This is a genomic window from Actinomadura sp. WMMA1423 (assembly GCF_006547145.1).
GTDB lineage: Bacteria > Actinomycetota > Actinomycetes > Streptosporangiales > Streptosporangiaceae > Spirillospora.
The window spans coordinates 5,285,747-5,310,591 of sequence record NZ_CP041244.1 but is presented as its reverse complement, the minus strand read 5'-3'; the positions used below and the strand labels follow the sequence as shown (position 1 = coordinate 5,310,591).

Sequence of the window (24,845 nt, the reverse complement as noted above, 5' to 3'; positions counted from 1 at the left end):
CCTCGGCGCGGTGACGACTCCCCGGCGGCTCGCGTCCGCGCACGACCGCGAGATCCTGCGCCTCGCCGTGCCGGCCTTCGGCGCGCTCGTCGCGGAGCCCCTGTTCCTCCTGTCGGACTCGGCGATCGTCGGACATCTCGGAACCGCCCAGCTCGGCGGGCTCGGAGTCGCCGGGCAGGCCCTGAACACGCTCGTCTACCTCTGCGTCTTCCTCGCCTACGGGACGACCGCGGGCGTGGCGCGCCAGGCCGGGGCGGGCGACCTGCGGGGGGCGATCCGGCAGGGCATCGACGGGATGTGGCTCGCGGTCGCCATCGGCGCCGTGCTGATCGCGGTGGGCTGGCCCCTGATCCCCTGGATCGTGGACGCATTCGGCGCGTCCCCGGGCGTCGCGCCCTACGCCGGGACGTACCTGCGCGTCAGCCTGTTCGGCATCCCGTCGATGCTGGTCGTCCTCGCTGGGACGGGTGTGCTGCGCGGTCTCCAAGACACGCGCACCCCGCTGCTCGTGTCGATCGGCGGCTTCTCCCTGAACCTGCTGCTCAACGTCGTCTTCGTGATCGTGCTGGGGTGGGGGATCGCCGGATCCGCGTGGGGCACCGTCCTCGCGCAGACCGGCAGCGCCGCCGTGTACGTCGCGGTGGTGCTGCGCGCGGCCCGCCGGCACGGGGCCCGGGTACGTCCCGACCTGGACGGGTTGCGCACCTCCGCGACGGCGGGGTTCGGGCTGCTCGTCCGGACGGCGGCGCTGCGCGTCGTCCTCATCGTCGGGACGTCGATCGCGGCGCGCATGGGGGATCCGGAGATCGCCGCGTACCAGGTCGGGTTCCAGGTGTGGACGCTGCTGGCGTTCGCGCTCGACGCCATCGCGATCGCCGGCCAGGCCATCACCGGCCGCTACCTGGGCGCGTCCGACATCACGGGCACGCGGGCCGTCACGCGCCGGATGGTGTGGTGGGGCGTCGGCTGCGGTGTCGTGTTCGGACTCGCCATCCTCGTGGTCCGGCCGTGGCTGCCCGCCCTGTTCACCTCCGACGGCGACGTCCGGGACCTCCTGCTCGCCTCGCTGCTCGTCGTGGCGGTGCTGCAACCGGTCGCCGGTGTGGTCTTCGTCCTGGACGGCATCCTGATCGGGGCGGGCGACGGCGCCTACCTCGCCGTGACGACCCTGGTCGCGACGGCCGTCTTCCTGCCCGCCGCGATCGCCGTCCACCGGACGGAGGCGGGCCTGGTCGGCCTCTGGTTCGCGATCGGCCTGTGGATGCTCACCCGGATGATCACGCTGGGCCTGCGGGCCCGCGGCGACCGCTGGATGGTCACCGGCGCCGTCCGCTGATCCCGGAAAGCCGGCCCGATACCGAAATGCTCGCCGTCCTCCGGACATGCGGAGGTAGACGTCGAGCAGGAGGTATCCCCTTGTCATCGAAGAAGACGGCCCTGGGAATCGGTCTCGCGCTCACGCTGACCGGGATGGCGGCGCCGACCGCGGGCCGCGCCCACGCCGATCCTCGTCCCGCGCGGCCGCAGGACGCCCGCGCCACCCCCGGGACGGTTATCGCGCGACGCGGATCCACGGTGAACGGCCCCGGCCGGTCCGTTCGCTCGCGGCGGCACGGATCGCGAGTCTCGCCCTCCGCGCGCAGGCCGTCATGACCCGGGACGCCTCCACCGGAGCCAGCCCGTACGTGTACGGCCTCGCCAGCCTCATCGAAGGGCGCCTGGACGAGCCCTTCGCCCGCCCCATCCGGACGAGCGATCTCGCGGCCGTCAGCACCAGGTACGGCGCTGAAGGCCGCCCGGCCTGCGGCGGCGGGCACGTCGGCGTCGACTGGGGCGACGTCGGCATCGGCTAGTGGGTGGGCGTCGGCTCGCTGCCCACGACCCGTACCGAGTACTTCACCCCGGGCTTCACCCGCCGCGCGCCGGGAAGTACGCCCAGGACTGGAACATCGGGCCGTTCGCGCCCGGCGGCGCCATGGCCATCTGGTCGACCGCCGGTGCCGAGCCGTCCCTTGCGGTCCCGATGCTCTCGACCTGGGACAGCCGGAGCGTGCTCGCGCCCTACGCCGGGACGACCGGCAGCTCGGTGCTCCGGGACGCCCAGGGCCGTGTCGTCCAACGGAGCGAGGAGCCGGGGGCGGCCTACGACTGGCCGGCACCGCCACCCGGTGACTACTCGCTGCCCCTGGACGCGACCCGGAAGGCGTGTCCTGGTCGGACCACACCTCGAAGCACCACACCGTGGTCCGCTTCACGGTGCGCGACGGTGAGCCGATGCCGCTGCCGGGATCCGCGTCCGCACTCCGCTGAACGAGCAGAACCGCGCGCGGCCCGGCGCCCGGCAGCCGATCACGCTGAACGTTCCCGGCTCGACCGCGGTCCCTTCGCTGCGGGCCTCGTTCGACGACGGCCGGGCGTGGCGGAAGGTCGGCGTCCGCAGGGCCGGGGCGAACTGGACGGCAATGATCAGCAACCCGCCATCCGGGCAGGTCTCCCTCCGCATGGCCGTCCCCGGCCTCGTCGACCAGACCGTGATCGGCGCGTACACGATCGGTTAGTTCCGTTTCCCGGATCGCCCCCGCCCCGCCGGCCACTCCCGCTACTATTCGAACATGTGTTCCACACACGGCGAGCGGATGGCCCGGCTGACTCAGGCGATCGACGACCTGGCGGCGGAGGGCCTCGCCGGTCTGCCCCCCGAGACCCTGGTCGAACGGGTGGCGGGCATCTGGTCGCTCGTCGAGGGCATCGACCCCGAGATCGCCCGCCGCCGCACCCGCTACACGACCCCCGAGACCTAGCTGTGTTTACTCAGTCCCGGCCCACTCCGCTCGCCTGGCGGCTCGCTACGTGACCGTGCCTGGGCGAACGCGGCATCGCTTCGCGATCCGCCCGGCTCCGCTCGCCTCCGGCCTCGCTCCACCGGGCAGGTCACGCGTTCGCGCGCGTGGTTACGGCCACTTCTCGACAGGCCCTGACGGCTCAGCCCAGGTCATCCAGGGACGGCAGCAGGGGTGGCAGGATCGACCCGCCGTCGTAGTCGTTCTGCCCGCCGGGGTTCTGGTCGGTGGGGTACTCCCCGTCAGGGTTCTGGCCCGTCGAGTTGTGGCTCGACGTGGCCTCCAGGCGGGAGGCCACCGAGCGCCGCAACTCGGGCAGCCGCGCGTAGAGGACGTCGCCGGGGCACGAGGTCTTGTTGAAGTCGCGGTGTCCGACGATGGCTCTGGACGGGTCGAGGTCGTACTTCCTGCACAGCCAGACGCACACCTCGACCAGCGACCTCCAAAGGGCGCCGGGCACCCGGCTGGTCATGTAGGTGCCCTCGTTCTCGATGCCGATCGTGTGCCGGTTGTGATGCAGGACCTGGGCCCCGACGGCGAGGTCGCCCGCCCCGATGGCCCGCAGGCTCCGGTTGCGACCCTCCATCACGATGCCGCCGCGGCTGATCGTGAGCTGCTGGCCCGCGTCATCCCAGCCGTTGCGCTCCATGTGGATGTTCTGGATGGAACGCGAGAGGGCGAACGCCTGGGCGAGCGAGCGGCCTCGGGAGTTCGGCGTGGCCGTGTGGTGCACGATGATGTGGTCCGGCGCCTCGTCGATGACCTTGGCCGGGTGTCTGGGCGGCCTGGCCTTCCACTGCGCCCGCGTGTACACGCGCGGAGCGTCGGACGTGAACAGCACGTGGTCGCCGGCTCCGCGGTACGGCCCCGCGGCAAGCTCTTCCGCCATGGCCTCATTCTGGCCGCAGGTCCCGAGGGGGAGCATCTCCAGCAGCCCGGCCCCCATGACGCCACCGATCAGCATCCGGCGCGTCACGGCCCTGCTCCCGCAATGCCGCTCGTCCGCGCCCTCCCCCGACTGCGCGATCACCACCGCCCCCTTGTCCGCCCCGCGAGATCGCGGTCACGGAACGTGATCACCGCAAAGTCGATCAGCCAAACACACCGCGGGTTCACGGACGTTTCACGGGAAACCCAAACATCAGCGCCCCCGGCTGCCGGGGGCGCCGCCACCGCGCCGTCGGGCGGTGTCGGTGGACGTCGCACATGCCGACGAAGGAGCGCAACGCAGGTGATCGAGAGCTGATCACCTCGCAGCCCAGGCCCCGCCCCAGGCGGGGCCGCTCTCGTCCAGGGTCTGTCCGGCGGAACTTTCCGGGCTTGACGCTCCTGGCACGGTTGCGTTGCTGGCCGGCTTCAAGGTTGGTCTCACGCGAGGGATGGCCACCGGTCGGCGGCCCACTCCAGCCATCCTGGCCATCCAGGAGGCGGACCTCCTACCTCATGTCCATCGAGTTCTGTGGTGTCGGGCTCTTCGAACAGCGTTCTCCAGTGCAGGAGGTCTGCGTCGCTCATCACGAAGGTCTGATCAGGGGTGGTCGCCTGGCGATGTGCGATCCGAGCACGCTGGGTCTCATGGTCCACTGGCACGTACACGAGTTGACAGGATGCGCCCACATACATGACCAACCAGCGGATCGCGGACCTCTCGTCACGAGACCAGCATCCGAAATCCAGGACCACGTTCGTGCCCAGCTTCAGTGCCTCCAGACCGAGCCAGAGCAGCCGTCCTTCCAACACATCGCGCTTCCCGGCCGGCTGCGGATCGCCGAACAGCGGGCGCATCCACTCATCCGGCGTCAGCCGCAGCGCGGTGTGCTCCTCAGCCAACTGTCGAGCTCTTGTGGTCTTTCCGGCCCCGGGCAAGCCGACTGTCATGAACAACGTCGTCACGCCGAGATCTTGCCACGAAGGCCAAGTGATCAAGGATTGAGCCAGGGTCGATCGAAGCCGCGGTGACGGTGCGGCCGCAGACATAGGCGGGACGGTCGGCCCGCCGATCCTTTGTGCGGCTCCGCCAGTTGCCTCTCCTCGATTCAGGCCGCCTTCCCCTAATCCGGAAGAGACGCGCTCCGTGCGGATCGGCGTCAGGGGCGCTTTCGAGAGGGGAGTCGCGGGGGCAGGGCCTCCGCGACCCCGGGAGCAGATCCGAAGCAGGGTCCCGGTACTGCGGGAACACGACGACGACCCCCGGCCCTGGACGGGCTCGGGGGTCGTCGGGTGGTGCGTGTCAGGCCTCGAGGACGTTGACGTCGATCGTGGCGTTGACGTCGCTGTGCAGGCGCACGCTGACCCGGTGGGTGCCGACGGTCTTGATCGGGTTGCCGATCTCGATGCGGCGGCGGTCCAGGTCAGGGCCGTCGGCGGCGCGGACCGCCTCGGCGATGTCGGCGGCGGTGACGGCGCCGAACAGGCGTCCGTTGCTGCCGGTGCGGGTGCGCAGCGTGACGCGCAGGCCGCCGAGGCGGTCGGCGACTTCACGGGCGTGCTCGACGGTCGCGATCTCGCGGGCGGAACGCGCCTTCTTGATCGAGTCGACCTGCTTCTCGGCACCCCGGGTCCACTTGATCGCGAACCCGCGCGGGACGAGGTAGTTGCGGCCGTAGCCGTCGCGGACGTCGATGACGTCGCCGGGCTCGCCGAGCCCGGAGACCTGCTGGGTCAGGATGAGCTTCATGATCGTTTACCCCCTGCCTCAGCGCGCGGTGCTGGTGTACGGCAGCAGCGCCATCTCACGGGCGTTCTTGATCGCCGTGGCGACGTCCCGCTGGTGCTGGGTGCAGTTGCCGGTCACCCGCCGGGCACGGATCTTGCCGCGGTCGGAGATGAACTTCCGCAGCAGGCCCGTGTCCTTGTAGTCGACGTAGGAGATCTTCTCCTGGCAGAAAACGCAAACCTTCTTCTTCGGCTTGCGGGGAGGTGGCTTCGCCATCGTGGTGCTCCTTTGGGAGAGCCCCGCTCACGCGGGAATGGACGTGTGGTTGTTGTCGCTTGGTCGTGCCGGAGGCCTAGAAGGGCGGGTCGTCGGAGAATCCTCCGCCGCCACCGCCGCCGCCGGTGGCCCAGGGGTCGTCGGGCGGGGCGCCGCCCTGCTGGCCGCCGAAGCCGCCGCCCTGCTGCTGGCCGCCGCCGCCGAAACCGCCGCCGCCCTGACCGCCGCCGCCGAAGCCGCCGCCGCCCTGGCCGCCACCGCCGCCGAAGCCGCCGCCACCGCCGCCGCCCTGCCGCTGGGTCTTGTTGACCTTGGCGGTGGCGTTGCGCAGCGACGGGCCGACCTCGTCGACCTCGACCTCGAAGACGGTGCGCTTCTCACCCTCGCGGGTCTCGTAGGAGCGCTGCTTGAGGCGTCCCTGCACGATCACCCGCATGCCGCGCTGCAGGGTCTCGGCCACGTTCTCGGCGGCCTGCCGCCAGACGTTGCAGGTCAGGAAGAGCGCCTCCCCGTCCTTCCAGTCGCCCGACTGGCGGTCGAAGAACCGCGGGGTCGAGGCGAGGCGGAAGGACGCGACCGCCTGGCCGCTCGGGGTGAAGCGCAGATTCGGGTCCTCGACGAGGTTCCCGACGATCGTGATTACGGTGTCGCCTGCCATGGGGCTCGCTCCGGCTGCTGTGAGGGCTGAGCCTGGCTCAGTGGACCTCGGGGCGGATGACCTTGGTACGGAGGATGGACTCGCTCAGGTTGAGCTGACGGTCGAGCTCCTTGACCGTGGCAGGCTCAGCCGACAGGTCGACCACCGCGTAGATGCCTTCGGACTTCTTCTGGATCTCGTACGCCAGGCGCCGGCGGCCCCAGACGTCGACCTTCTCCACGCTGCCGCCGCCGTCCTTGACGACCTTCAGGAACGGGTCGAGCGCCGCGCCCGCGGTGCGCTCGTCGATGGCGGGGTCGAGGATGGTCATGAGTTCGTAACGACGCATGCTGTGTCCCTACCTCCTCTGGACTGGTGCGGTCACGGTCTCTCCGTGACAGGAGGGCTCTTGCGTCCACCGCGGCGGCGCCGGCCCGGATCGCCGGGCGGACCTGCCGCGAGACCGATACAGGCTACCAACACTGGCGCGCGCACAAGCCCGTTCCCGCAGCGGAGGGACGGCGGCCGGTGTCATCGGACGGCCTCGGAGTCGCCTCGGCAACGCGCGCGAACGCGTGACCGGCCCGGTGGAGCGAAGCCGGAGGCGAGCGGAGCCGGGCGGATCGCGAAGCGATGCCGCGTTCGCCCAGGCACGGTCACGTAGCGAGCCGCTAGGCGAGCGGAGTGGGCCGGGACTGCCAGAAACACAGCCGCCAGGCGAGCGGAGTGGGCCGGGACTGTTGAAAACACGCCTAGTGCCGTGCCTTGGGTTGGGCGGTCCGGGTACAGCGGCGGCGTTCCAGTTCGGCCATGATGTCCGCCATGCGGGCTCGCATGCGGGCGGCCTGGGTCGTCAGCATCGACAGCTCCTCGACGAGCTCCGCGTCACCGATGAGCCCCAACTCCGCTTGCTTCACGGTCTGCACCTCCTGCCTCTCCCCCCGCTTCCCCTCGGGGGCGGACCCGAGCGGTGTTCTCGAATCCGTGTTCGACCGTACCGGGTGCCGCCGACATTCCGCGCCGCCCCCCGATTGATCCTCGTCCCGGCTGGGCATTCCTTTACCCGCATGGTCCGTCCGGTCCCGCGCTCACCGTGCGGCGCGCGGCGCGGGAGTCTGAGCTGGAGGTGGATCCCGATGTCCCAGCAGGCGACCGGCGGTGACGCGCGGCAGCGCGGCGTCCGCGCCCAGAGCGAGGCCGGGCCGCACCGGCGGCAGGACGTGCTGGCGGTGGTCGCGCTCACGCTCGGCGTCGCGGCGCTCGTCCTCGGCTGGATCCCGGCGGCCCACTTCGCCGGCGCGCTTCTCGGCGTGATCGGCCTGCCGGTCGCCCTGTACTCCCAGATGATCTCCGCGACGACGAACGAGCGGTGGCTGAACGTGATCGGGATGATCACCGCGTTCGTCGGCGCCGGCTTCGCGCTGAGCCACGGAGGCTTCTCCATCTGACCGCGAGCTCGGGGAACCGCCCGTCCTGTCGCAGGGCGCGGCTAGTCTCGTGAGCATGCGCATCGGAGCCCACGTCGACCAGACCAACCCGCTCGACAACGCCCGCGCGGTCGGCGCCGACGTCGTCCAGTTCTTCCTCGGCGATCCGCAGGGGTGGAAGAAGCCGGTCCTGCCCGAGGGCGTCGAGGCGCTGGCGGGCTCCGGGGTGGACGTGTACGTGCACGCCCCGTACACGATCAACGTGGCGACGTCCAACAACCGGATCCGGATCCCGAGCCGCAAGAACCTCACCCAGCAGTTGGAGGCGGCCGCGTCGATCGGTGCGAAGGCGCTGATCGTGCACGGCGGGCACGTCCTGAAGGACGACGACCCGGAGACCGGCTTCGAGAACTGGCGCAAGGTGTTCGAGCGGGTCGAATGTCCCATTCCGGTCTACATCGAGAACACCGCCGGCGGCGGGAACGCGATGGCGCGCAAGTTCGACCGGATCGCGCGGCTGTGGGAGGTGCTGTCGGGGGTCCCGGGCCTCGATTCCAAGCTCGGTTTCTGCCTCGACACCTGCCACGCGCACGCGGCGGGGGAGGAACTCGTCGACGCCGTCGACCGGATCAAGGCCATAACCGGCCGCATCGACCTGGTGCACTGCAACGACAGCCGCGACTCGTTCGGGTCGGGGGCCGACCGGCACGCCAACCTGGGCAGCGGCAGCATCGACACCGAGCTCATCCTCGGCGTGGTGCGGGCGGCGGGCGCCCCGGTCGTGGTGGAGACGCCCGCCGAGGGCCAGGCCGACGACATTTCGTGGTTGCGCTCGAAGCTCTGATTAAGCAGAGTCGGATCGTCGCCGGTGTCGGGGAACCGCGGTGGCGGGCGCGGCATCTAAACGCGCGTAGGCCCACCCTGACGACAAAGTCCGAAGATCACGTCACACTGGCATAATCCGGAACCAGCCCTCAGCGCACGCGTGCTCTCTCCGGCGGCGGGCGCGCGAACGATCGGGAAGCACATGGCACAGCCCCCCTACGACCCGTACGGCTACGGAGCGCAGGACCCCTACGCCCAGTCCTACTCGCAGCAGCCCGCGGTCCAGCACCACTACTACGGGTCCTCGCCCGCCCCGGCCGTCGCGCCGACCAACGGGATGGCGACCGCGTCGCTGGTGTGCGGGCTCATCGGCTTCCTCGCCTGCGGTCTGACGTCGATCCTGGCGATCATCTTCGGGCACGTCTCGCTGAACCAGATCAAGCGGACGCGCGAGGGCGGCCACGGCATGGCCGTCGCCGGGCTCGTGCTCGGCTACATCGTCTCCGCGGGATGGCTGATCTTCTGGATCTTCTACATCGGCCTGTGGGCGATGATCGTGGGCAGCGGCGCCACGTCCGGCAGCACGTACTGACCTTTCAGACGATCCGGGGCACGCCCGCCACCTCCACGCCGACGCTCGACATCAGCACGGTCATGGGGGTGGGGGTGGCCCGCCACACCTTCACCGCCCCGGCGAAGACGTCCAGCACGGCGCGCAGCGACGCCGGGTCCGTGTCGGCCAGTTCGGCCCACGACTCGTAGAGCACCATGTACCCGTGTTTCGCGGGCGTCCACGACAGGTCCTTGAGGTACCCGCCGAGATCGGCCCAGCCGGTTCCCGCTCCCTCGGGCGGCTCGAACACGCCGGCGCACAGCCGCAGGAACGCCTCCTGCGTCCGCGCGCGGCGTCCATCGAGGTAGAAGCCCCGCCAGCCGGCCTCCTCGGCCCGCCCGACCCAGCTCGTGTCCCCGACCGCGCCCGGCACCGGCGGCGCCCGCCACTGGTAGACGCCCGGCTCCAGCCGTCCGGCGAGCAACTCGGTCAGTGCCTGGTCCGCGTTCACATCGCCTCCCGGTTGTCCTGCGTTTCCGCTGGTCCGCCGATTCCAGGGGCCGGTCGTCCCCGACCCGCCGCCTTCCGTTCCCCCGAACAAGCCACGGAACCTCTGATAACGGCAGATTTCAGGCCATAGTCACACCCCCTCCGCAGCGGAGCGAGGCGTCGGCCCTCCTCCCACGGCGGCATTCCTTTTACGGCCGGTGCGCACGGCGGTACGGCCTGCACGGCGGTACGGCCTGCACGGCGGTACGGCCTGCACGGCGGTACGGCCTGCACGGCCTGCACGGCCTGCACGGCGGTGGTCATCGTTCCCAGTTCACCGAGTCGACGTCCTTGACGAGTCTCTCGATGTTTCCTTATTCTCTCTTTTAAAGAGATACTCCTGAGACGAGTAGCTCTTGGAGCGAGGTAGTTGCCCGATTCCGAGAGGAACACTGAGATGAACACCGCGCCCACCGCCGAAGCCGTGACCCGCGTCCAGGCCCACTACGAGAACGTCAAGAAGCTCGGCCACTGGACGACCGGCCGCCGCTTCGAGGTCCGCGCCCGCCGCGGCCTGGTCGTGCTGGACCTGCGCTCGCCGCGGATCCCGGACGGCGACATCGAGATCGAGGTCGGCCTCGACCACTCGATGGTGAAGCTGCTCGTCCCGCAGGACGCCCGGATCGACCACTGGAACCTGCGCTACACCGGCCGCGGCCGCGTCAAGGACTGGACGGGCGAGAACGGCGACGGCCGCACGATCCGCGTCGTCGGCGAGATCCGGCACGGGGAGGTCCGCGTCCACCGCGGCGGCGTCGCCACCCTGTCCGCGATGCTCTCGCGCGAGTTCGTCCAGGACGTCCGCCGCGCCCGCCGTGAGGGGACGACCCCCACCGTCGCCGATCCCGCCTACGAGGACTGAGCCCGGTCCCTGAGACCCCGGGGAACACCCGAAGGCCCGTCCTGGCGTCCCCGCCCGGACGGGCCTTCTCCCGCCCGCGCCTTCGGTGGTGCACGGTCTTGTGAGAGCGTGCGAAGTCCGGGGTTGAGTCTCCAGCGGCTGGAGGCCTCAAGGTGAGGGGCATGGACGGCGACACCACGTACACGATCGGCGAGCTGGCGCGCCGCACCGGGCTCTCGGTGCGGACGATCCGGTTCTACTCCGACGCCGGTGTCGTCCCGCCCACCCGCCGTACCGAGGCCGGCTACCGGCTCTACGACGCGGACGCCGCCGCGCGCCTGGACCTGGTGCGCACGCTGCGGGACCTCGGCGTCGACCTCGCCACCGTCCAGCGCGTGCTGGACCGGGAGGTCGGCGTCGGGCAGGTCGCGGCGGCGCACGCGGACGCGCTCGACGTGCAGATCCGTACGCTCAGGCTGCGCCGGGCCGTGCTGCGGGCGGTGGCGAAACGAGGATCCACCCCGGAGGAGATCGAGATCATGCACAAGCTCGCCCGGCTGTCCGACGAGGAGCGGCGCCGGATCATCACCGACTTCATCGACGAGACCTTCGCCGGACTCGACCTGCATCCCGGCTTCGCGGAGAAGATGCGCGCCGCGCTGCCGGAACTGCCCGACGACCCCGCGCCCGAGCAGGTCGACGCCTGGGTCGAGCTCGCCGAGCTGGTCGGCGATCCCGACTACCGGGCCGCGGTGCGGCGGATGGCCGAGTTCCAGGCGGCCGAGGTCGCGAAGGGGACCGTCCCGGACGACTTCGCAGCCCTCGGCGACCTGACCCGGCAGAAGGCGGAGCAGGCAGTCGCGGACGGAATCGAGCCCGGCTCGGACGCGGCCCGTCCCGTCGTCGACGAACTGGTCCGCGCCTACGCCGACGCTTGGGGCGCGGCCGACGACACCGCATTCAGGCGCGACCTGCTGCGCCGGCTGGAGGTCGGCACCGACCGCCGCGCCGAGCGGTACTGGCAGCTGCTCGCCGTCATCAACGGATGGCCCGTCCCGCCGACGCTGACGCCGCTGTTCCAGTGGTTCATCGACGCGCTGCGGCAGCGAGTCGGAGACGGCGGCTGACCGGAAGGCGAGGCCGGGCAAGGCTTCGGCAAGGGCAGGGCCTCAGGACGGCAAGGGCACGCTGGTGTGGTGGTCGCCGCGCCGGCGTGCCAGCGCCACCACGTCGGGCGCGCCGTCGAGGACACCGCCCGCCGGGTCGTCGTCCCCGTCCGTTCGGACGATGTCGCGGGACGGGGCCAGGACGTCCCGCACCACCAGCCCCGCCAGCACGAGGACGGTCACGAAGCGGGCGAGCAGCGCCAGCGTGTAGACGTCCTTGCTGATCCCGCCGTCCGGGGCGTCCAGGCTCATGATCGCCGACAGCGTCCCGGACAGGTCGGCGCCCTGCGTCTGGGCGGACACCGACAGCAGGTACCACCAGATGCCGAAGAAGTAAGCGATCTCGCCGAGCTGCCAGGCGACGAACGCGGGCAGCTTCGGGCGGGCCAGCACCGCGAGCGGCAGCAGCCACAGCACGTACTGGGGCGACCAGACCTTGTTCGGCAGCATGAACGCGACCAGCACGAGGAACATCAGCTGCGGCAGACGGGGGCGGCGCGGCGCGGCCACGGCCAGCACGGCGATCCCGGCGGCGAGGACGAGGAACGTTCCCGTGCCGATCAGGTTGAGCAGGTCTGTGTCGGAGGAGGGCTCCTGCAGCCCGTGGTCCTGGAGCACGAAGAAGATCGAGCCCCAGTCGACGCCGCGCTTCTGACTGAAGGTGTAGAACTCCTTCCAGCCGTCCCACGCGAAGAGCATCACGGGCAGGTTCACGGCCAGCCATCCGGCGGCGGTTCCCGCGAGCATCCGGCCCATGGCGCGCCACTGCCCGGCCCGGACGCACAGCAGGACGAGCGGTCCGAGGAACAGCAGCGGATAGAACTTCGCCGCGATCGCCAGCCCGAGGAGGGCGCCCGCCAGGGCCGGCCGGCGCGCCGACCAGGCGGCCAGCGCCAGCGCCGACAGCGCCACGGCCAGCAGGTCCCAGTTGATGTAGGCGGTGAGCAGCAGCGCTGGGGACAGCGCCACCATTAGGCCGGTGCGCAGCGAGCGCCGCCCGGCCGCGTACGCGGTGGCGAGGACGGCGACGACCGCGAGGACGGCGAGGAGCAGGACGGTGACGTTGTAGAACGCGAGCCCGCGCGAGTCGTCCCCGAACGGCTTGACCAGCCACGCGACCAGCTGCATGAAGCCGCCGCTCAGCACCGGGTACTCGACGTAGTGGATGTCGGATCCGGTGAAGGTGTCGAAGTACGGGATCTTCCCGTCGCTGAGACCGCGCACGTAGTAGAGCGGATAGACGTCGGTGTAGCAGGCGTTCGAAGTCGTCTTGAGGAAGTCGAACCGCACCGACGCGCACGGCTGCTTCTGCAGCCAGCCGAGAGCGCACACCAGGGCGGTGAGGCCCGCCAGCACCGGCGCGAGGCGCATCAGCCGTCCGGGAGCGTCCGTCCCGTCACTGTCGGCGGGCATCCCGAGCCTCTCCGTAGACGACGACATGGACAGCAAGCCTATTGGCCCCGGGGACGCGCGCGACCGGAAACGCGACGGCCCGGAGCCGCCGGGGCTCCGGGCCGTCACGTCGTGGACGCGCCGTCAGTTGGGGGCGGGCGGGTCGTTCTCCTTACGGCAGGCCGGGTCGTTCCGGTGCTCGGGTTTCGCGCACCACCAGGTCTTGTCGCCGTTCGGAGGAATGTTGGGGTTGCAGCCGATCGGCATGTTGTACTGGTTGCACGGCACGTCTCCCGAACCCGGCGGGGTGACGGTCGGCGTGTCCGTCGGCTTCGGCGTCTCCGACTTGCAGCCGGTCGGCGGGTTCTGCTGCCCCGGCTGGCAGGTCGGCGTGTTGGTCGGTGTCGGGGTCGCGGACGGTGTCGGCTGCGGCTTCGCCTTGGCCCACGGAGCGACCTGGCCGCCGTTCACCGGCGGCGGGAACTGCTTGATCTCCTTGCCCTCGAGGGCCTTCAGCATGAAGGTCCTGAACAGCTCGGCCGGGACCGTACCACCGTAGACCTGGCTGTAGCTGCCGACGCCGATCAGCGACTTGCGGTTGCCGTTCTTGTCCTGCCGCCACATCGCCGCCGACGTCGCGAGTTCCGGCGTGTAGCCGACGAACCAGGCCGACTTGTTCTGGTCGGTGGTACCGGTCTTGCCGGCGACCGGGCGGGAGCCGAGGCTCGCGCGCTTACCGGTACCGCTGGTGACGACCGCCTGCATCGCGTTCGTGGCGTCCGCCGCGACGCCCTCGTCGAACGCCTTGGTGGGCTTCTGCCAGGGCAGCTTGTCCAGCGGCTTGTTGCGGTTGTTGACGACGGTGTTGCCCTTGTTGTCGGTGATCTTGGCGATCACGTGGGCCTGCCGGTGCTTGCCGCCCGCCGCGAACGTCGAGTACACCGAGGCCATCGTGACCGGGGTCGCGTCGATGACGCCCAGCGGCAGCGACGTGAAGGTGTCCTTGAGCCCCGGGGACTTCTCCGGGATGCCCATCTTCTTGGCCATCTCCACGACGTTGGACAGCTGGACCTTCTGCCCCAGGTCCACGTACGCCGTGTTGATCGACATCGCCGTCATCTGCTTGAGGTTGTAGACGCCGTTCTCGGAGCGGTCGTCGTTGGTGAAGGAGGAACCGGCGATCGTCCGCTTGTAGCTGCCGTCCATCGTCGTCTTGAGGCTGATGCCCTGGTCGAGCGCCGTGGCGAGCACGATCGGCTTGAACGACGATCCCGGCTGGACCATGCCCTGGAACGAGTTGTCGAACTGCTGCTTGCGGTAGTCGGTACCGCCATAGGCCGCCACCACGCCGCCGGTGTCAGGGTCGACCGCCGCGAGCCCGAACTGGATGTCCTTCCCCAGCCCGTTCTGCTTGCGGATCTGCGCGACGGCCTTGTTGGTGTAGTTCTGAAGGTCCTTGTTGAACGTGGTGGTGATCTTCAGACCGCCGGTCTCCAGCTTCCGCTCGTCGATGCCGAGCGACTTCAGCTCGTTGAGGACGCGGTCCTGGAGGTAGCCGGAGTTCGGGTCGTCCGGGACGTCGCTCCAGTTCTTCTGCGTCTGGGGGAACTTCGCCTGGGCGCGCTTGCCCGAGTCGAGCCAGCCCTTCTCGACCATGCCGTCGAGGACGTAGTTCCAACGGTTGATCAGTGCCCGCTTCGCCGGGTTGGACTCGGGTCCGTAGGTGGCGAAGTAGCCCGGTCGCTGGATCATGGCCGCGAGCATCGCGGCCTCCGACTCGTTGATCTTGGTGACGGGCTTGTGGAAGTAGGCGCGGGACGCCGCCTGGACGCCGTAGGCGTGCCGCCCGAACGGGACGGTGTTCAGGTACAGCTCCAGAACCCGCTTCTTGTCCATCTCCTTGCCCATCCGGATGGAGATGAGGATTTCCTTGAACTTGCGGCTGAACGTGCGGTCCTGGCTGAGGTTCGCGTAGTAGTTGCGGGCCAGCTGCTGGGTGATCGTCGAGGCGCCCGCGACCTCGCCGCCCGTCCCGGCCCGGTACATCGCGCCCACGATGCCCATCGGCGAGATGCCCGGCTCGTGCCAGAAGTTGCGGTCCTCCGCGGCGAGGACGGCGTCCTGGACGTGTTTCGGCACCTTGGTCAGCGCGATGTTCTCGCGGTGGGTGCCGATACGGGCCAGCGGCGACCCGTCCGCGTAGGTGATCACAGACTCCTGGGCCTCGGCGGCCGCCTGCGTCTCACTCGGGATCGGGGTGTTGGCGTAGGCGATGAAGACGAGCGTCGCCATTCCGAGGATCAGCACGCTGACGACGGCGACGGTGATCTTCCAGTTGGGGATGTAGCGCTTCCAACCGGTCTTCTGGTTCGCCTCGTCGACGTGCTTGCGCTCGCGGCGACCGCCGCCGCGGCCGCCACGGCCTCCCCGTCCCTCGTCACCCCAGAAGCCGTCGTCACCGCCGCCGCCACCGGAACCACCGCGTCCGCCGCCCGGGCCCCCGGGACCGCCGGGGCCACCGGGCCCCCCGGGACCGCCAGGCCCCCCAGGTCCGCCGGGGCCGCCGGGGCCGCCCGGGCCGCGCCGCATCGGACGGCCGCCGCCGCCGGACGGCATGGCCGCGGGAGCGCCGCGGCGCCGGGTGCCGCCTGGGGCGCCCGTCCGCGGGGGCCCGCCCGCTCGTCCGCCCGGCCTGCCGCCGGGGCGCGGTGCCCGGCCCGGCGTCGGCGAGCCGCCCGGCCCGCCGCGCTGCCCGCCCGAGGGCATGCCCGAAGAGCCGGGGCGGGGGGAGCCCCGCCGGCCAGAGCCCTCTCCGAAATCCGGTCCGTATCGGCTTGGGTTACTCACGCGGCCTCATCAACTGGGGGACGGCTGTGCGTCGTCCGAGCGTACTGCGCCTCCGGTGCGGAAGGGGCCGCTGAGGCAAGGCTCACCTTCATCGGGACGGTTCGACGCACGCGGTCAGGGACGCCGGCGTGCGGCAGTTCGCAAGGATGCTCCATGTCACACCCCTATCTCCAGTGGACGGTTCGGTTCGGGAGGGCCGGCCGGTTCATTCGGGCGGCCTGGTCAGCAGTTTCAGAGGGCTGAGGCTCTCGCTCTGGGGCTGGGCTCCCCGGCCGCCCCTGCGCCCGCGGCAGGCGGGGTCGCCCTGGTGGAGCTGGCACCACCACCGCGGCGGCGGGTTGCTCGGCGGCTTGTTCGGGTCGCAGTCGCCGTTCTGGAACGGGGCCTGGCACGGCGGCTTGTCGCCCTGGTCGCCGCCGTTGCCGTCCTGGCAGCGCGGGTCGAACTTGCCGACCGGGGTGTTGCACCACGGCGGCTTGCCGTCCTCTTCCTTCTTCTTCTCCGGCGGCTTGGCCCACTTCTGCTCGATCCCGCCCCACGCGGGCGGCGGGAACGCCTGCGGGTCCATCCCCTGCACCGCGTTCGACATGTAGGAGCGCCAGATGCGGGCGGGGATCGTGCCGCCCTCCACCTCGCCGATCCCCGGCAGGATGACCGACTTCTTCTTGCCGTCCGGTCCGAGCGCGTCGTTGTAGATCGTCACCGCGGTCGACATCTGCGGGACGTACCCGACGAACCACGAGGAGACGTTGCGGTCGGTGGTACCGGTCTTGCCCGCGGCCTCCCGCCCGTCCGGCAGCGCCGCCGCCGTCGCGGTCCCGCTCTTGACGACCTGCTGCATCGCGTACGTCGCGTCCGCGGCGACCTTCGGGCTGAAGACCCGCCGCTTCTCGTAGGTGGGCCGCAGCCGCACCGTCTTGCCGTCCGACTTCTTGACCACGCGGATCACGTGCGGCTGGTGGTACATCCCGCCGTTGGCGAAGACCGCGTACCCCGCCGCCTGCTCGATCGGCCGGATGTTGTTGACGCCGAGCGCGAGGTTCAGGCAGCACTTGTGCGGTTCCAGCAGGTCGGACGCGATGCCGGCGTCCTCCTCGGTCTTCATCGCCTCCTCGATGCCGACCTTGCCCATCAGCTGGATGAACGCGGTGTTGACCGAGTCCTTCGTCGCGGTGATCAGGTTGATCGCCGGGCCGACGTCGTGGCTGTTCCGGATGACCACAGCTCCGTGGGTGCCCTTGGGCACCACGCTGCCGTCCGGGCCGATCGGCGTGTTCGAGCGTCCCTCGACGAGGCTCTTCAGGCTGTAGTTCTGCTTCAGCGCCGTGGCGAGCACGTACGGCTTCATCGCCGACCCGGCCTGCGCCGAGCCCTGCCACACGTTGTCGAAGGACTGGTCCAGGTAGTCGGGGCCGCCGTAGAACGCGACGACCTCGCCGTTCGCGGTGTTCACCGACACCAGGCCGACGCGGATCTTCTTCTTCGCGAGCTTCTTCGGGTTCACCTGCGGGACGGTGTGCTCGGCCGCCTTCTTGGCCTGCGCCATCTTCTTGCGGTCGAACGTCGTGTAGATCCGCAGACCCTGGGTCGTCAGTTCCTTGGTGTCGATGTTCATCCGGCCCAGCTCCGTCTTGGCGCGCATCAGCATGTAGCCGCGCTGGCCGCCGTAGAGCTGGTCGCTGGTGCCCGCCTTCCGCATCTTGGGCACGCCCTGCTTGATGTACTTGTCGGCCTCGGCCCGGCTGAGCTTGCCCATGGAGACCATGCCGTTGAGCGTGTACTGGTACCTGCCGGTCACCCACGCCTGGTTGGCCTTGGCCCCCGGGTCGCGGTTGGGGTTCTGGATGATGCCGCCGAGGAGGGCCGCCTGGTCGGGCGTCAGCTTCCACACGTCGGTGCCGAAGTACTCGCGGGACGCCGCCTGGATGCCGTAGGTGTCGCGGCCGAAGTAGATGGTGTTCAGGTAGAGCTTGAGGATCTCGTCCTTGGAGTGCTCGTCCTCCAGCTTCAGCGAGATGAACAGCTCCTGGAACTTCCGGCTGACCGTCCGGTTGTTCGGGTCGGAGTAGTAGTTCTTCGCGAGCTGCTGGGTGATCGTGGAGCCGCCGCCCGAGCCGCCGGTCAGGTTGTCCCACACCGCCCGCGTCGTGCCCTTGACCGAGAAGCCGGGGTCGGTGCGGAAGCTGCGGTTCTCCGCCGCCAGCACCGCGTTCTGGACGTTCGGCGGGATCTTGGCCAGCTCGACGCTCTGCCGCTTCTTGCCGATCCGGCCGATCTCCGAGCCGTCGGTGTAGTAGAAGATCGACGCCTGGTCCTCGACGCCGGCGACCGTCGGCTCCTTCGGGGTCGGGGTGTTGGCGTAGGCGACCCAGATCATCGTGACGAACGCCGCGAGGCCGAGACCGCAGAAGCCGCCCACGACCTTCCAGGACGGGATGAACCGGCGCCAGCCCGTCTCCCGGGAGCGCAGATGGCCGAGGAACCCCTTCTTCCCGGGCGGGCCCTGCCGTCCGGGGCCCATGGGGCCTCCCGGGCCGCCGGGACCTCCGGGCCCACCAGGCCTGCCCGGGCCGCCGGGTCCGCCCGTGCGGTTGGCGGCGCGCACGCCGCGGCCGCGGAACTTCGCGGTCACCTTCGTGCCGAGCTCCTGCCCGGCCTTCCCGAGCTCACCGAGCTTCTCGCGCACGCCCGGCTTCGGGGTCGCCCCGGGCATCCCCGGCGTCCCGAATCCGACGGGCGGCCCCATTCCGCCCGCGCCGGGCGCACCCGGGGCCCCTCGTCCGGGCATGCCGGACGGGTTCGGGAACCCGGGACCGCCCGGTGCCCCCATCCCCGGAGCCGCGTGGCCGCCGGGCGGGGCGGGAAGGGCGGGAGGACCGCCCATCGCGTGCCTGCCGCCGCCCATGCCCGGCCCGGCCGGCATGCCGTGGCCCGGAGGCGAAGCGCCGGGTGCGTTGCCCACACCGGGGCCGCCGCCCGGCGGCTGGAATCCGCCAGGTCCGCCGTTGCCACCAGGCCTGCCGTTGCCACCGGGTGCTGCTGGGCCGCCGAACCCGCCCTGGCCGGGGACTCCTCCGGGGCCGCCGCTGCCGGCGGGGCCGCCGAACGTCCCCTGGCCCGGCGCCCCGCCTGGGCCGCCCTGCGCGCCCGGGGCTCCGCCCTGCGCGCCCGGGGCGGCGTGGCGTCCGGTGGACGGCGGAACGGGGCTCGGCGGGACGGGCGGCATGGACGCGGCCGGCGCGGGACCGCCGAACGGGCCCGGGCTCCCACCTGGGCCGCCCCTGAACCCGGGCCCCTCCGCCGTTCCCGGCGGGGCGGGGTTCGGGGGCGTGCCGGACGCGCCCGCGGGGTTGGTTCCGGCGGGCTCTCGGGGGGCGCTCGGGAAGCCGGGGTCGCCGGAATCGCCGGGACGGGGGTTCTGCTGCCCGCCCGGCCTCTGCGACCCGGGTTCCGGTCGGGGCTGGCTTGGATTACTCACGCGACCTCATCAACAGGGGACAACGGTTGTTGCCGAGGGCCGGGGGGCTCCCGGCCCTTGTTGCGGCTCTGCGCCGTCCGAAGAGTACTGTGCGGGCTGGTGAGCGGGGGGAGCGTGTGCTCGGCGGCGGACATCCCGGCTGGTCAGCGCCCCCCGAAGGACCGGCGGATCCTCCTCACTCGGTTGCCGTCCCAGGGCTGTCCGGGGATCGGGGTCGTGCGACACGGCCAGGTGGTTCCAGGACGCAACTTTGACACATTTCCACCACATACACCCTGAAATCGCCGCATTCGCGCTACGCCCGGCGGGGTGCCCCGCGGCGCCCCAGGTAGATCGCCACTTGCCAGCAGGGCCCCGGGGTACGTATCTTGTCGATGTATCGAGCCGATACATTCGCTCGATACATCGGATCGAGACATCGGCATCTGCGGAAGAGGGACGACATGGCGGCCAAGAAGGGCGCGGGCGTGCTGGAGCTCGCCGTGCTCGGGCTGCTGCACGAGTCCCCGATGCACGGCTACGAGCTGCGCAAGCGGCTCAACACCCTGCTGGGGATGTTCCGCGCGTTCTCGTACGGCTCGCTCTACCCGTGCCTCAAGCAGCTCCTGTCCAACGGGCTGATCATGGAGGACCGGCCGGAGGAGCCGAACACGCCGCTGGCACTGCAGAGCCGCCGGTCGAAGATCGTTTACAAGCTCACCGCCGACGGCAAGGAGCGCCTGCAGCAGCTCCTCACCGAGGCCGGGCCGGCTTCGTGGGAGGACGAGGGGTTCGGCGTGCACTTCGCCTTCTTCTCGCACACCCGCGCCGACGTCCGGCTGCGGATCCTCGAAGGCCGGCGCAGCCGGCTGGAGGAGCGCCTGGAGAGCGTGCGCGCCGCCCTGGCGCGCACCCGCGAACGGGTCGACTCCTACACCCTGGAGCTGCAGAACCACGGGCTGGAGTCGGTCGAGCGGGAGGTCCGGTGGCTCAACGAGCTCATCGGGCGCGAGCGGGCAGAGCAGGAACAGCAAGCACAGTCAGCTAAGCGAATTGACCAGGACATGCCTCGGGACGAGGGCCGCTGAGCGGTGGCCCGGCGCCCTCGGGGGCGGGTTAATCACCACATGTTCCGCAAAAGAGAAGGAGCAACCGGATGGGTTCGGTGCGCGTAGCCATCGTGGGTGTGGGCAACTGCGCCTCTTCGCTCGTCCAGGGCGTCGAGTTCTACAAGGACGCGGCCCCCGACACGCGGGTTCCCGGCCTGATGCACGTCCAGTTCGGCGACTACCACGTGGGCGACGTCGAGTTCGTGGCGGCGTTCGACGTGGACGCCAAGAAGGTCGGGATGGACCTGTCCGAGGCCATCCACGCCAGCGAGAACAACACCATCAAGTTCGCCGACGTGCCGCCGACCGGCGTGACCGTCCAGCGCGGGCACACCTTTGACGGCCTTGGCGAGTACTACCTGGACATGGTCGAGGAGTCCGACGCCAAGCCGGTCGACGTCGTGCAGGCGCTGAAGGACGCCGAGGTCGACGTCCTGGTGTCGTACCTGCCGGTGGGCTCGGAGGAGGCCGACCGCTTCTACGCCCAGTGCGCGATCGACGCCAAGGTCGCGTTCGTGAACGCGCTGCCGGTGTTCATCGCCAGCGACCCCGAGTGGGCGGCCAAGTTCACCGAGGCGGGCGTCCCGATCGTCGGCGACGACATCAAGTCCCAGGTCGGCGCCACCATCACGCACCGCGTCATGGCCCGCCTGTTCGAGGACCGCGGCGTCGAGCTGCTGCGCACGTACCAGCTCAACTTCGGCGGCAACATGGACTTCATGAACATGCTGGAGCGCAAGCGGCTCCAGTCCAAGAAGATCTCCAAGACGCAGTCGGTCACCTCGCAGATCCCGCACGAGATGGCGAAGGCGGACGTGCACATCGGTCCGTCCGACCACGTGCCGTGGCTCGACGACCGCAAGTGGGCCTACGTCCGGCTGGAGGGCCGCTCGTTCGGCGACACGCCCCTCAACCTGGAGTACAAGCTGGAGGTCTGGGACTCCCCGAACTCCGCCGGCGTCATCATCGACGCCGTCCGCGCCGCGAAGATCGCCAAGGACCGCGGCATCGGCGGCCCGATCCTGTCGGCCAGCTCCTACTTCATGAAGTCGCCCCCGGAGCAGTACAACGACGACCAGGCGCACGACGCGGTGGAGAAGTTCATCCGCGGCGAGGTCGAGCGCTAGATCGCGGGACAACTCGCCGGTCAGCGCCTCCCCATCGGCGGTTCAAGGTCCGGTCTCCCAGGTGGGACACGGTTTCCGAGTCGTTGAGAGCCTGATCACAAAGTCGCCAAAGGACGCCCTGGCAGTGGACACCCCACTGTCAGGGCGTCCTTACTTCTGTAGAGAAACGGTGATGTACCGGCCCTTTGTCACGCTCTGGCCCTACTGTGACACCGCCGGTTACTGCGCGCCAGGTTCCGAGTCAGTGAGGTGACACCGTGACGGCACGCGAGATGATCAAGGTGACGGCGGGGCTGACGGGCCTTGTGATGGGGCTCGCCGGATGCGCCGGAGGGGGTGACGGCGCGACGGCGGAGGGCGCCTCCCGCGAGGGCGGCACGCTGCGGATCGTCGGCTCGTCCGACGTCGAGCACCTCGACCCCGCGTCCGTGGCCAGCGTCGGCGCGTACGGGCTCGCCCGCACGTTCGCCCGGACGCTGTTCGGGAACCGGGCGTCCAACGACTTCCAGGAGACGGTCCCCGTCCGGCCCGACGTCGCCGAGCGGATCCCGACGCGGGAGAACGGCGACATCGGCAAGGACCGCCGCACCTACACGGTCCGGCTGCGCGAGGGCGTCCGGTGGAACACCAATCCGCCGCGGCCGGTGACCGCCCAGGACTTCGTCCGCGGGTTCGAACGGCTGTGCAACCCCGCCTCGCCGTCCTCCGCCAAGGGCTACTACATCTCCACCCTCAAGGGCATGGACGCGTTCTGCCGCGGCTACGGCTCCGTCGACGCGAAGAACGCCCGGGCGATCGCGGCCTACCAGCGCGACCACGGTTTCGAGGGCGTCCGCGCCAAGGACGAGCGGACGCTGGTCTTCAAGCTGAAGCGCCCCGCCAGCGACTTCCTCAACCTGCTGTCGCTGCCGGTCGCCGCCGCCGCGCCGCAGGAGTACGACCGCTACGTCCCCGACAGCGCCGAGTTCCGGCAGCACACCGTCTCCGACGGCCCGTACCAGATCACCGACTACAAGCCGGGCATCTCCTACCTGCTCACCCACAACCCGGCGTGGCAGGCCGGCTCGGACCCGCTGCGCGAACGGCACGTCGCGAAGATCCAGATCACGCTGGGGCAGGACTCGCCGGAGACCGTCCAGCAGCAGATCGAGCAGGGCACCGCCGACCTCGCGTGGGACCAGCCCGTCCCGACGTCGGCGATCCCGCGGCTGCGGGACGACCCGCGCTTCGCCATCAGGGAGACCCCGAACAACAGCCCGTACCTGGTGTTCAACACGCGCAGCCCCCGCAACCGCGGCGCGCTCGGCGACCGGGCGGTCCGGCAGGCGCTGGAGTACGCCATCGACCGCAGCGCCCTCATCAAGATCGTCGGCGGGCCGTCGGTGGCGAAGCCGCTGCACACGGTGATCCCGCCGGGGAACTCCGGATACGCGCCCGTCGACCACTACCCCACGCCCTCCGAGTCCGGCGACCCCGCCAAATGCCGCGATCTGCTCAGCAGGGCCGACCGCCTCGGGATCACGCTGAAGTTCCCGTACCGGACGAACAGCGTCCACAAGCTCATCGCCCAGTCGATCGCCGAGAACCTCGACGCCTGCGGGGTCAAGACCGAACTGACCCCCGACTCGGGCGGCTCCTTCTACTCCAGCACCCTCACCACGCCCGCGCGCGCCCGCGAGGGCAAGTGGGACATCGCCGCCCCCGGCTGGGTCCCCGACTGGTACGGCAACAACGGCCGCTCGATCATCCAGCCGCTCTTCGACGGACGCGGCTACGGCCCGGGCTCCACCAACTACGGCGGCTACGACAACCCGCAGGTCAACGCCCTCATCGACAGCGCCCTCACCGCCCCCGACGCCCAGCGCGCCGCCGGCTACTGGCAGCAGGCCGACCAGAAGATCATGGAGGACGCCGCGATCATCCCCCTCCTCGACCGGTCCCAGACCCTCTTCCGCTCCGCCCGCCTCCGCGGCGCCTACTTCCTCCCGACCACCGCCGGCTACGACTACACACGTGTCTTCTTGGCCTGATCGGGGGGCGGAGCCCGCCGGCCGGCCCCGCCCCCGCAGCGGCACGTCCATAATCGAGGCGGAGAGTCATCTGGAGATCACGTGCCCGAGCAGCATCCGCCAGGTCCGTCCCACCGGCCGCCCCGCAGGCCGGCCCGACCTCATCCGCCGGCAGAGCCGCCCCCGCGGTTACGCGGCTGGCTGCGCACACCCGCCGGGTGCGCCACCGCGATCGCCACGCCCCTCGTCCTCGCCCTCATCCTCTTCGTCGTCGCCCAGGCCTTCGACACGCCGGCCGCCAAGGACAAGGTCCGCGCCGTCACCCGGCCCGGCGGCGACCAGGACGTCCGCTGGTCGGTGAGCTTCAACGACCCCGCGTATCAGATCGCGACTCCCAGGGGGGTCGCCCTGACACCCCCGCAGAAGCGATTCCTCAGGACCTGGAGGTTCGGCGGTCAGGCCGAGGGCCCCGGCCACAGCCTGTCCGGCCTGATCAACGAAGTGCGAGCGGTCGGCGGCGCCAATCTGGACGCGCTCTACCTGATGGTCAGGCTGGAGGGCCGCCGCAACCAGCCGCTCTTCGTGGACGACGTCCGGCCCGTCAACATCAGGCGCACCCGCCCCTACGCCGGGACCCTGGTCGACATCCCACCCCAGGAAGGCGGCGAACCCTTCAAGATGATCTTCAACTTCGACGAGTTCGAGCCGCGTGCCCGCGAGGTCGAGGACGACGTGACCTCCGGCGGCCGGCCCGGGGACCTGTTCTTCAACCACAACACCATCACCGTGAAGGACGGCCAGCAGGACTCGATCGGAATCAAGTCGATCAGCACCCGCACGGCGGTGACCTTCCAGATCCGGATCGTCTACCACCTCGGCGGCCGGCCCAAGACCCTGACCATCGACAACCGCGGCAATCCCTTCGCCCTCACTCCCTACAACTGCACCAAGAGGACCAAACCGATCAAGGACGGATTCGCGCCGGGACGCGTCTCCTACCAGGATGTCTGGCGAATGGGCGCCGCCGGCCGGCGGGAGGACGCCATCGGCAGGGTCGCTCATTCCTCCACGCCCGGAAGCCAGCCCGTCGATTCACCGACCTGTCTCGCCCCGATGAAGTGACCCCGCCTGACG

At 70.5% G+C, this 24,845-nt stretch carries 23 protein-coding genes; 12 read left to right on the top strand and 11 right to left on the bottom strand.

Features of this window, described 5'->3' with window-relative positions; translation table 11 throughout:
* The first annotated feature begins 10 nt into the window (after positions 1–10).
* The 3 genes from FKD65_RS24620 to FKD65_RS24610 all read left to right on the top strand — a co-directional run bounded on the left by FKD65_RS24620 (position 11) and on the right by FKD65_RS24610 (position 2,801).
* Positions 11–1,336 (top strand): MATE family efflux transporter, encoded by a 1,326-nt coding sequence (locus FKD65_RS24620; RefSeq protein WP_141579723.1) that lies wholly within the window; start codon positions 11–13, stop codon positions 1,334–1,336.
* Positions 1,337–1,649: 313 nt separating this feature from the next.
* Positions 1,650–1,853 (top strand): hypothetical protein, encoded by a 204-nt coding sequence (locus FKD65_RS24615; protein ID WP_141579722.1) that lies wholly within the window; start codon positions 1,650–1,652, stop codon positions 1,851–1,853.
* A gap of 759 nt (positions 1,854–2,612) precedes the next feature.
* The gene (locus FKD65_RS24610) at positions 2,613–2,801 is read left to right on the top strand and encodes a hypothetical protein (protein WP_052357975.1); all 189 of its coding nucleotides are present in this window, start codon (positions 2,613–2,615) and stop codon (positions 2,799–2,801) included.
* Positions 2,802–2,982: 181 nt separating this feature from the next.
* Here FKD65_RS24610 and FKD65_RS24605 read toward each other — a convergent pair whose 3' ends face one another.
* The 7 genes from FKD65_RS24605 to FKD65_RS44390 form a co-directional block, all read right to left on the bottom strand.
* A complete protein-coding gene (locus FKD65_RS24605; protein WP_240809582.1) occupies positions 2,983–3,870 on the bottom strand; it encodes a peptidoglycan recognition family protein in 888 nt (295 codons plus the stop codon).
* Positions 3,871–4,208: 338 nt separating this feature from the next.
* The gene (locus tag FKD65_RS24600; protein WP_141579721.1) at positions 4,209–4,733 is read right to left on the bottom strand and encodes an ATP-binding protein; all 525 of its coding nucleotides are present in this window, start codon (positions 4,731–4,733) and stop codon (positions 4,209–4,211) included.
* A gap of 337 nt (positions 4,734–5,070) precedes the next feature.
* Complete coding sequence (gene rplI, locus FKD65_RS24595; protein ID WP_141579720.1) at positions 5,071–5,517, bottom strand: 50S ribosomal protein L9; 447 nt, start codon at positions 5,515–5,517, stop codon at positions 5,071–5,073.
* Positions 5,518–5,535: 18 nt separating this feature from the next.
* Positions 5,536–5,772: a 30S ribosomal protein S18 gene (rpsR, locus tag FKD65_RS24590; protein ID WP_019631633.1), complete on the bottom strand. Its 237-nt coding sequence runs from the start codon at positions 5,770–5,772 to the stop codon at positions 5,536–5,538.
* 76 nt (positions 5,773–5,848) lie between these two features.
* Positions 5,849–6,430 carry a single-stranded DNA-binding protein gene (locus FKD65_RS24585; RefSeq protein WP_141579719.1) on the bottom strand — a complete coding sequence of 194 codons (582 nt, stop codon included), beginning with the start codon at positions 6,428–6,430 and terminating at the stop codon, positions 5,849–5,851.
* Positions 6,431–6,467: 37 nt separating this feature from the next.
* On the bottom strand, positions 6,468–6,758 hold the full coding sequence (gene rpsF, locus FKD65_RS24580) for a 30S ribosomal protein S6 (RefSeq protein ID WP_141579718.1): 291 nt from the start codon (positions 6,756–6,758) through the stop codon (positions 6,468–6,470).
* 403 nt (positions 6,759–7,161) lie between these two features.
* Positions 7,162–7,326 (bottom strand): hypothetical protein, encoded by a 165-nt coding sequence (locus FKD65_RS44390; RefSeq protein WP_168221170.1) that lies wholly within the window; start codon positions 7,324–7,326, stop codon positions 7,162–7,164.
* A 219-nt stretch (positions 7,327–7,545) separates the two neighbouring features.
* On the opposite strand from FKD65_RS44390, the gene FKD65_RS24575 reads away from it, so the two are divergent.
* The 3 genes from FKD65_RS24575 (at position 7,546) to FKD65_RS24565 (ending at position 9,253) form a co-directional block, all read left to right on the top strand.
* Positions 7,546–7,857: a hypothetical protein gene (locus FKD65_RS24575; RefSeq protein WP_141579717.1), complete on the top strand. Its 312-nt coding sequence runs from the start codon at positions 7,546–7,548 to the stop codon at positions 7,855–7,857.
* Positions 7,858–7,912: 55 nt separating this feature from the next.
* The gene (locus FKD65_RS24570) at positions 7,913–8,680 is read left to right on the top strand and encodes a deoxyribonuclease IV (RefSeq protein ID WP_141579716.1); all 768 of its coding nucleotides are present in this window, start codon (positions 7,913–7,915) and stop codon (positions 8,678–8,680) included.
* Positions 8,681–8,863: 183 nt separating this feature from the next.
* A complete protein-coding gene (locus FKD65_RS24565; protein WP_141579715.1) occupies positions 8,864–9,253 on the top strand; it encodes a DUF4190 domain-containing protein in 390 nt (129 codons plus the stop codon).
* Positions 9,254–9,257: 4 nt separating this feature from the next.
* Here FKD65_RS24565 and FKD65_RS24560 read toward each other — a convergent pair whose 3' ends face one another.
* Positions 9,258–9,725: a barstar family protein gene (locus tag FKD65_RS24560; RefSeq protein WP_168221169.1), complete on the bottom strand. Its 468-nt coding sequence runs from the start codon at positions 9,723–9,725 to the stop codon at positions 9,258–9,260.
* Positions 9,726–10,160: 435 nt separating this feature from the next.
* On the opposite strand from FKD65_RS24560, the gene FKD65_RS24555 reads away from it, so the two are divergent.
* Together FKD65_RS24555 and FKD65_RS24550 are read left to right on the top strand one after the other, a co-directional pair.
* On the top strand, positions 10,161–10,625 hold the full coding sequence (locus FKD65_RS24555) for a hypothetical protein (protein ID WP_141579713.1): 465 nt from the start codon (positions 10,161–10,163) through the stop codon (positions 10,623–10,625).
* Between the two features lie 161 nt (positions 10,626–10,786).
* The gene (locus FKD65_RS24550; protein ID WP_141579712.1) at positions 10,787–11,731 is read left to right on the top strand and encodes a MerR family transcriptional regulator; all 945 of its coding nucleotides are present in this window, start codon (positions 10,787–10,789) and stop codon (positions 11,729–11,731) included.
* Between the two features lie 42 nt (positions 11,732–11,773).
* Here FKD65_RS24550 and FKD65_RS24545 read toward each other — a convergent pair whose 3' ends face one another.
* The 3 genes from FKD65_RS24545 to FKD65_RS24535 all read right to left on the bottom strand — a co-directional run bounded on the left by FKD65_RS24545 (position 11,774) and on the right by FKD65_RS24535 (position 18,722).
* Positions 11,774–13,183, bottom strand: a complete 1,410-nt coding sequence (locus FKD65_RS24545; RefSeq protein WP_141579711.1) for a glycosyltransferase family 87 protein — start codon at positions 13,181–13,183, stop codon at positions 11,774–11,776.
* Between the two features lie 123 nt (positions 13,184–13,306).
* On the bottom strand, positions 13,307–15,928 hold the full coding sequence (locus FKD65_RS24540) for a transglycosylase domain-containing protein (RefSeq protein WP_302931548.1): 2,622 nt from the start codon (positions 15,926–15,928) through the stop codon (positions 13,307–13,309).
* 286 nt (positions 15,929–16,214) lie between these two features.
* The gene (locus FKD65_RS24535; protein ID WP_168221168.1) at positions 16,215–18,722 is read right to left on the bottom strand and encodes a transglycosylase domain-containing protein; all 2,508 of its coding nucleotides are present in this window, start codon (positions 18,720–18,722) and stop codon (positions 16,215–16,217) included.
* 1,208 nt (positions 18,723–19,930) lie between these two features.
* On the opposite strand from FKD65_RS24535, the gene FKD65_RS24530 reads away from it, so the two are divergent.
* The 4 genes from FKD65_RS24530 (at position 19,931) to FKD65_RS24515 (ending at position 24,833) form a co-directional block, all read left to right on the top strand.
* Positions 19,931–20,554, top strand: a complete 624-nt coding sequence (locus tag FKD65_RS24530; RefSeq protein ID WP_141579709.1) for a PadR family transcriptional regulator — start codon at positions 19,931–19,933, stop codon at positions 20,552–20,554.
* A 68-nt stretch (positions 20,555–20,622) separates the two neighbouring features.
* Positions 20,623–21,702: an inositol-3-phosphate synthase gene (locus FKD65_RS24525; RefSeq protein ID WP_141579708.1), complete on the top strand. Its 1,080-nt coding sequence runs from the start codon at positions 20,623–20,625 to the stop codon at positions 21,700–21,702.
* Between the two features lie 257 nt (positions 21,703–21,959).
* The gene (locus FKD65_RS24520; RefSeq protein WP_302931547.1) at positions 21,960–23,732 is read left to right on the top strand and encodes an ABC transporter substrate-binding protein; all 1,773 of its coding nucleotides are present in this window, start codon (positions 21,960–21,962) and stop codon (positions 23,730–23,732) included.
* Between the two features lie 81 nt (positions 23,733–23,813).
* The gene (locus FKD65_RS24515; protein WP_141579707.1) at positions 23,814–24,833 is read left to right on the top strand and encodes a hypothetical protein; all 1,020 of its coding nucleotides are present in this window, start codon (positions 23,814–23,816) and stop codon (positions 24,831–24,833) included.
* Positions 24,834–24,845 lie beyond the last annotated feature (12 nt).

Excerpts from the sequence above, each read along its gene's own strand:
- FKD65_RS24615 (WP_141579722.1), top strand. The coding sequence starts at position 1,650 with ATGACCCGGGACGCCTCCACCGGAGCCAGCCCGTACGTGTACGGCCTC.
- FKD65_RS24610 (WP_052357975.1), top strand. The coding sequence starts at position 2,613 with ATGTGTTCCACACACGGCGAGCGGATGGCCCGGCTGACTCAGGCGATC.
- rplI (WP_141579720.1), bottom strand. The coding sequence starts at position 5,517 with ATGAAGCTCATCCTGACCCAGCAGGTCTCCGGGCTCGGCGAGCCCGGC.
- rpsR (WP_019631633.1), bottom strand. The coding sequence starts at position 5,772 with ATGGCGAAGCCACCTCCCCGCAAGCCGAAGAAGAAGGTTTGCGTTTTC.
- FKD65_RS24585 (WP_141579719.1), bottom strand. The coding sequence starts at position 6,430 with ATGGCAGGCGACACCGTAATCACGATCGTCGGGAACCTCGTCGAGGAC.
- rpsF (WP_141579718.1), bottom strand. The coding sequence starts at position 6,758 with ATGCGTCGTTACGAACTCATGACCATCCTCGACCCCGCCATCGACGAG.
- FKD65_RS24575 (WP_141579717.1), top strand. The coding sequence starts at position 7,546 with ATGTCCCAGCAGGCGACCGGCGGTGACGCGCGGCAGCGCGGCGTCCGC.
- FKD65_RS24570 (WP_141579716.1), top strand. The coding sequence starts at position 7,913 with ATGCGCATCGGAGCCCACGTCGACCAGACCAACCCGCTCGACAACGCC.
- FKD65_RS24565 (WP_141579715.1), top strand. The coding sequence starts at position 8,864 with ATGGCACAGCCCCCCTACGACCCGTACGGCTACGGAGCGCAGGACCCC.
- FKD65_RS24555 (WP_141579713.1), top strand. The coding sequence starts at position 10,161 with ATGAACACCGCGCCCACCGCCGAAGCCGTGACCCGCGTCCAGGCCCAC.
- FKD65_RS24550 (WP_141579712.1), top strand. The coding sequence starts at position 10,787 with ATGGACGGCGACACCACGTACACGATCGGCGAGCTGGCGCGCCGCACC.
- FKD65_RS24545 (WP_141579711.1), bottom strand. The coding sequence starts at position 13,183 with ATGCCCGCCGACAGTGACGGGACGGACGCTCCCGGACGGCTGATGCGC.
- FKD65_RS24540 (WP_302931548.1), bottom strand. The coding sequence starts at position 15,928 with ATGCCCTCGGGCGGGCAGCGCGGCGGGCCGGGCGGCTCGCCGACGCCG.
- FKD65_RS24535 (WP_168221168.1), bottom strand. The coding sequence starts at position 18,722 with ATGCCCGGGGCGACCCCGAAGCCGGGCGTGCGCGAGAAGCTCGGTGAG.
- FKD65_RS24530 (WP_141579709.1), top strand. The coding sequence starts at position 19,931 with ATGGCGGCCAAGAAGGGCGCGGGCGTGCTGGAGCTCGCCGTGCTCGGG.
- FKD65_RS24525 (WP_141579708.1), top strand. The coding sequence starts at position 20,623 with ATGGGTTCGGTGCGCGTAGCCATCGTGGGTGTGGGCAACTGCGCCTCT.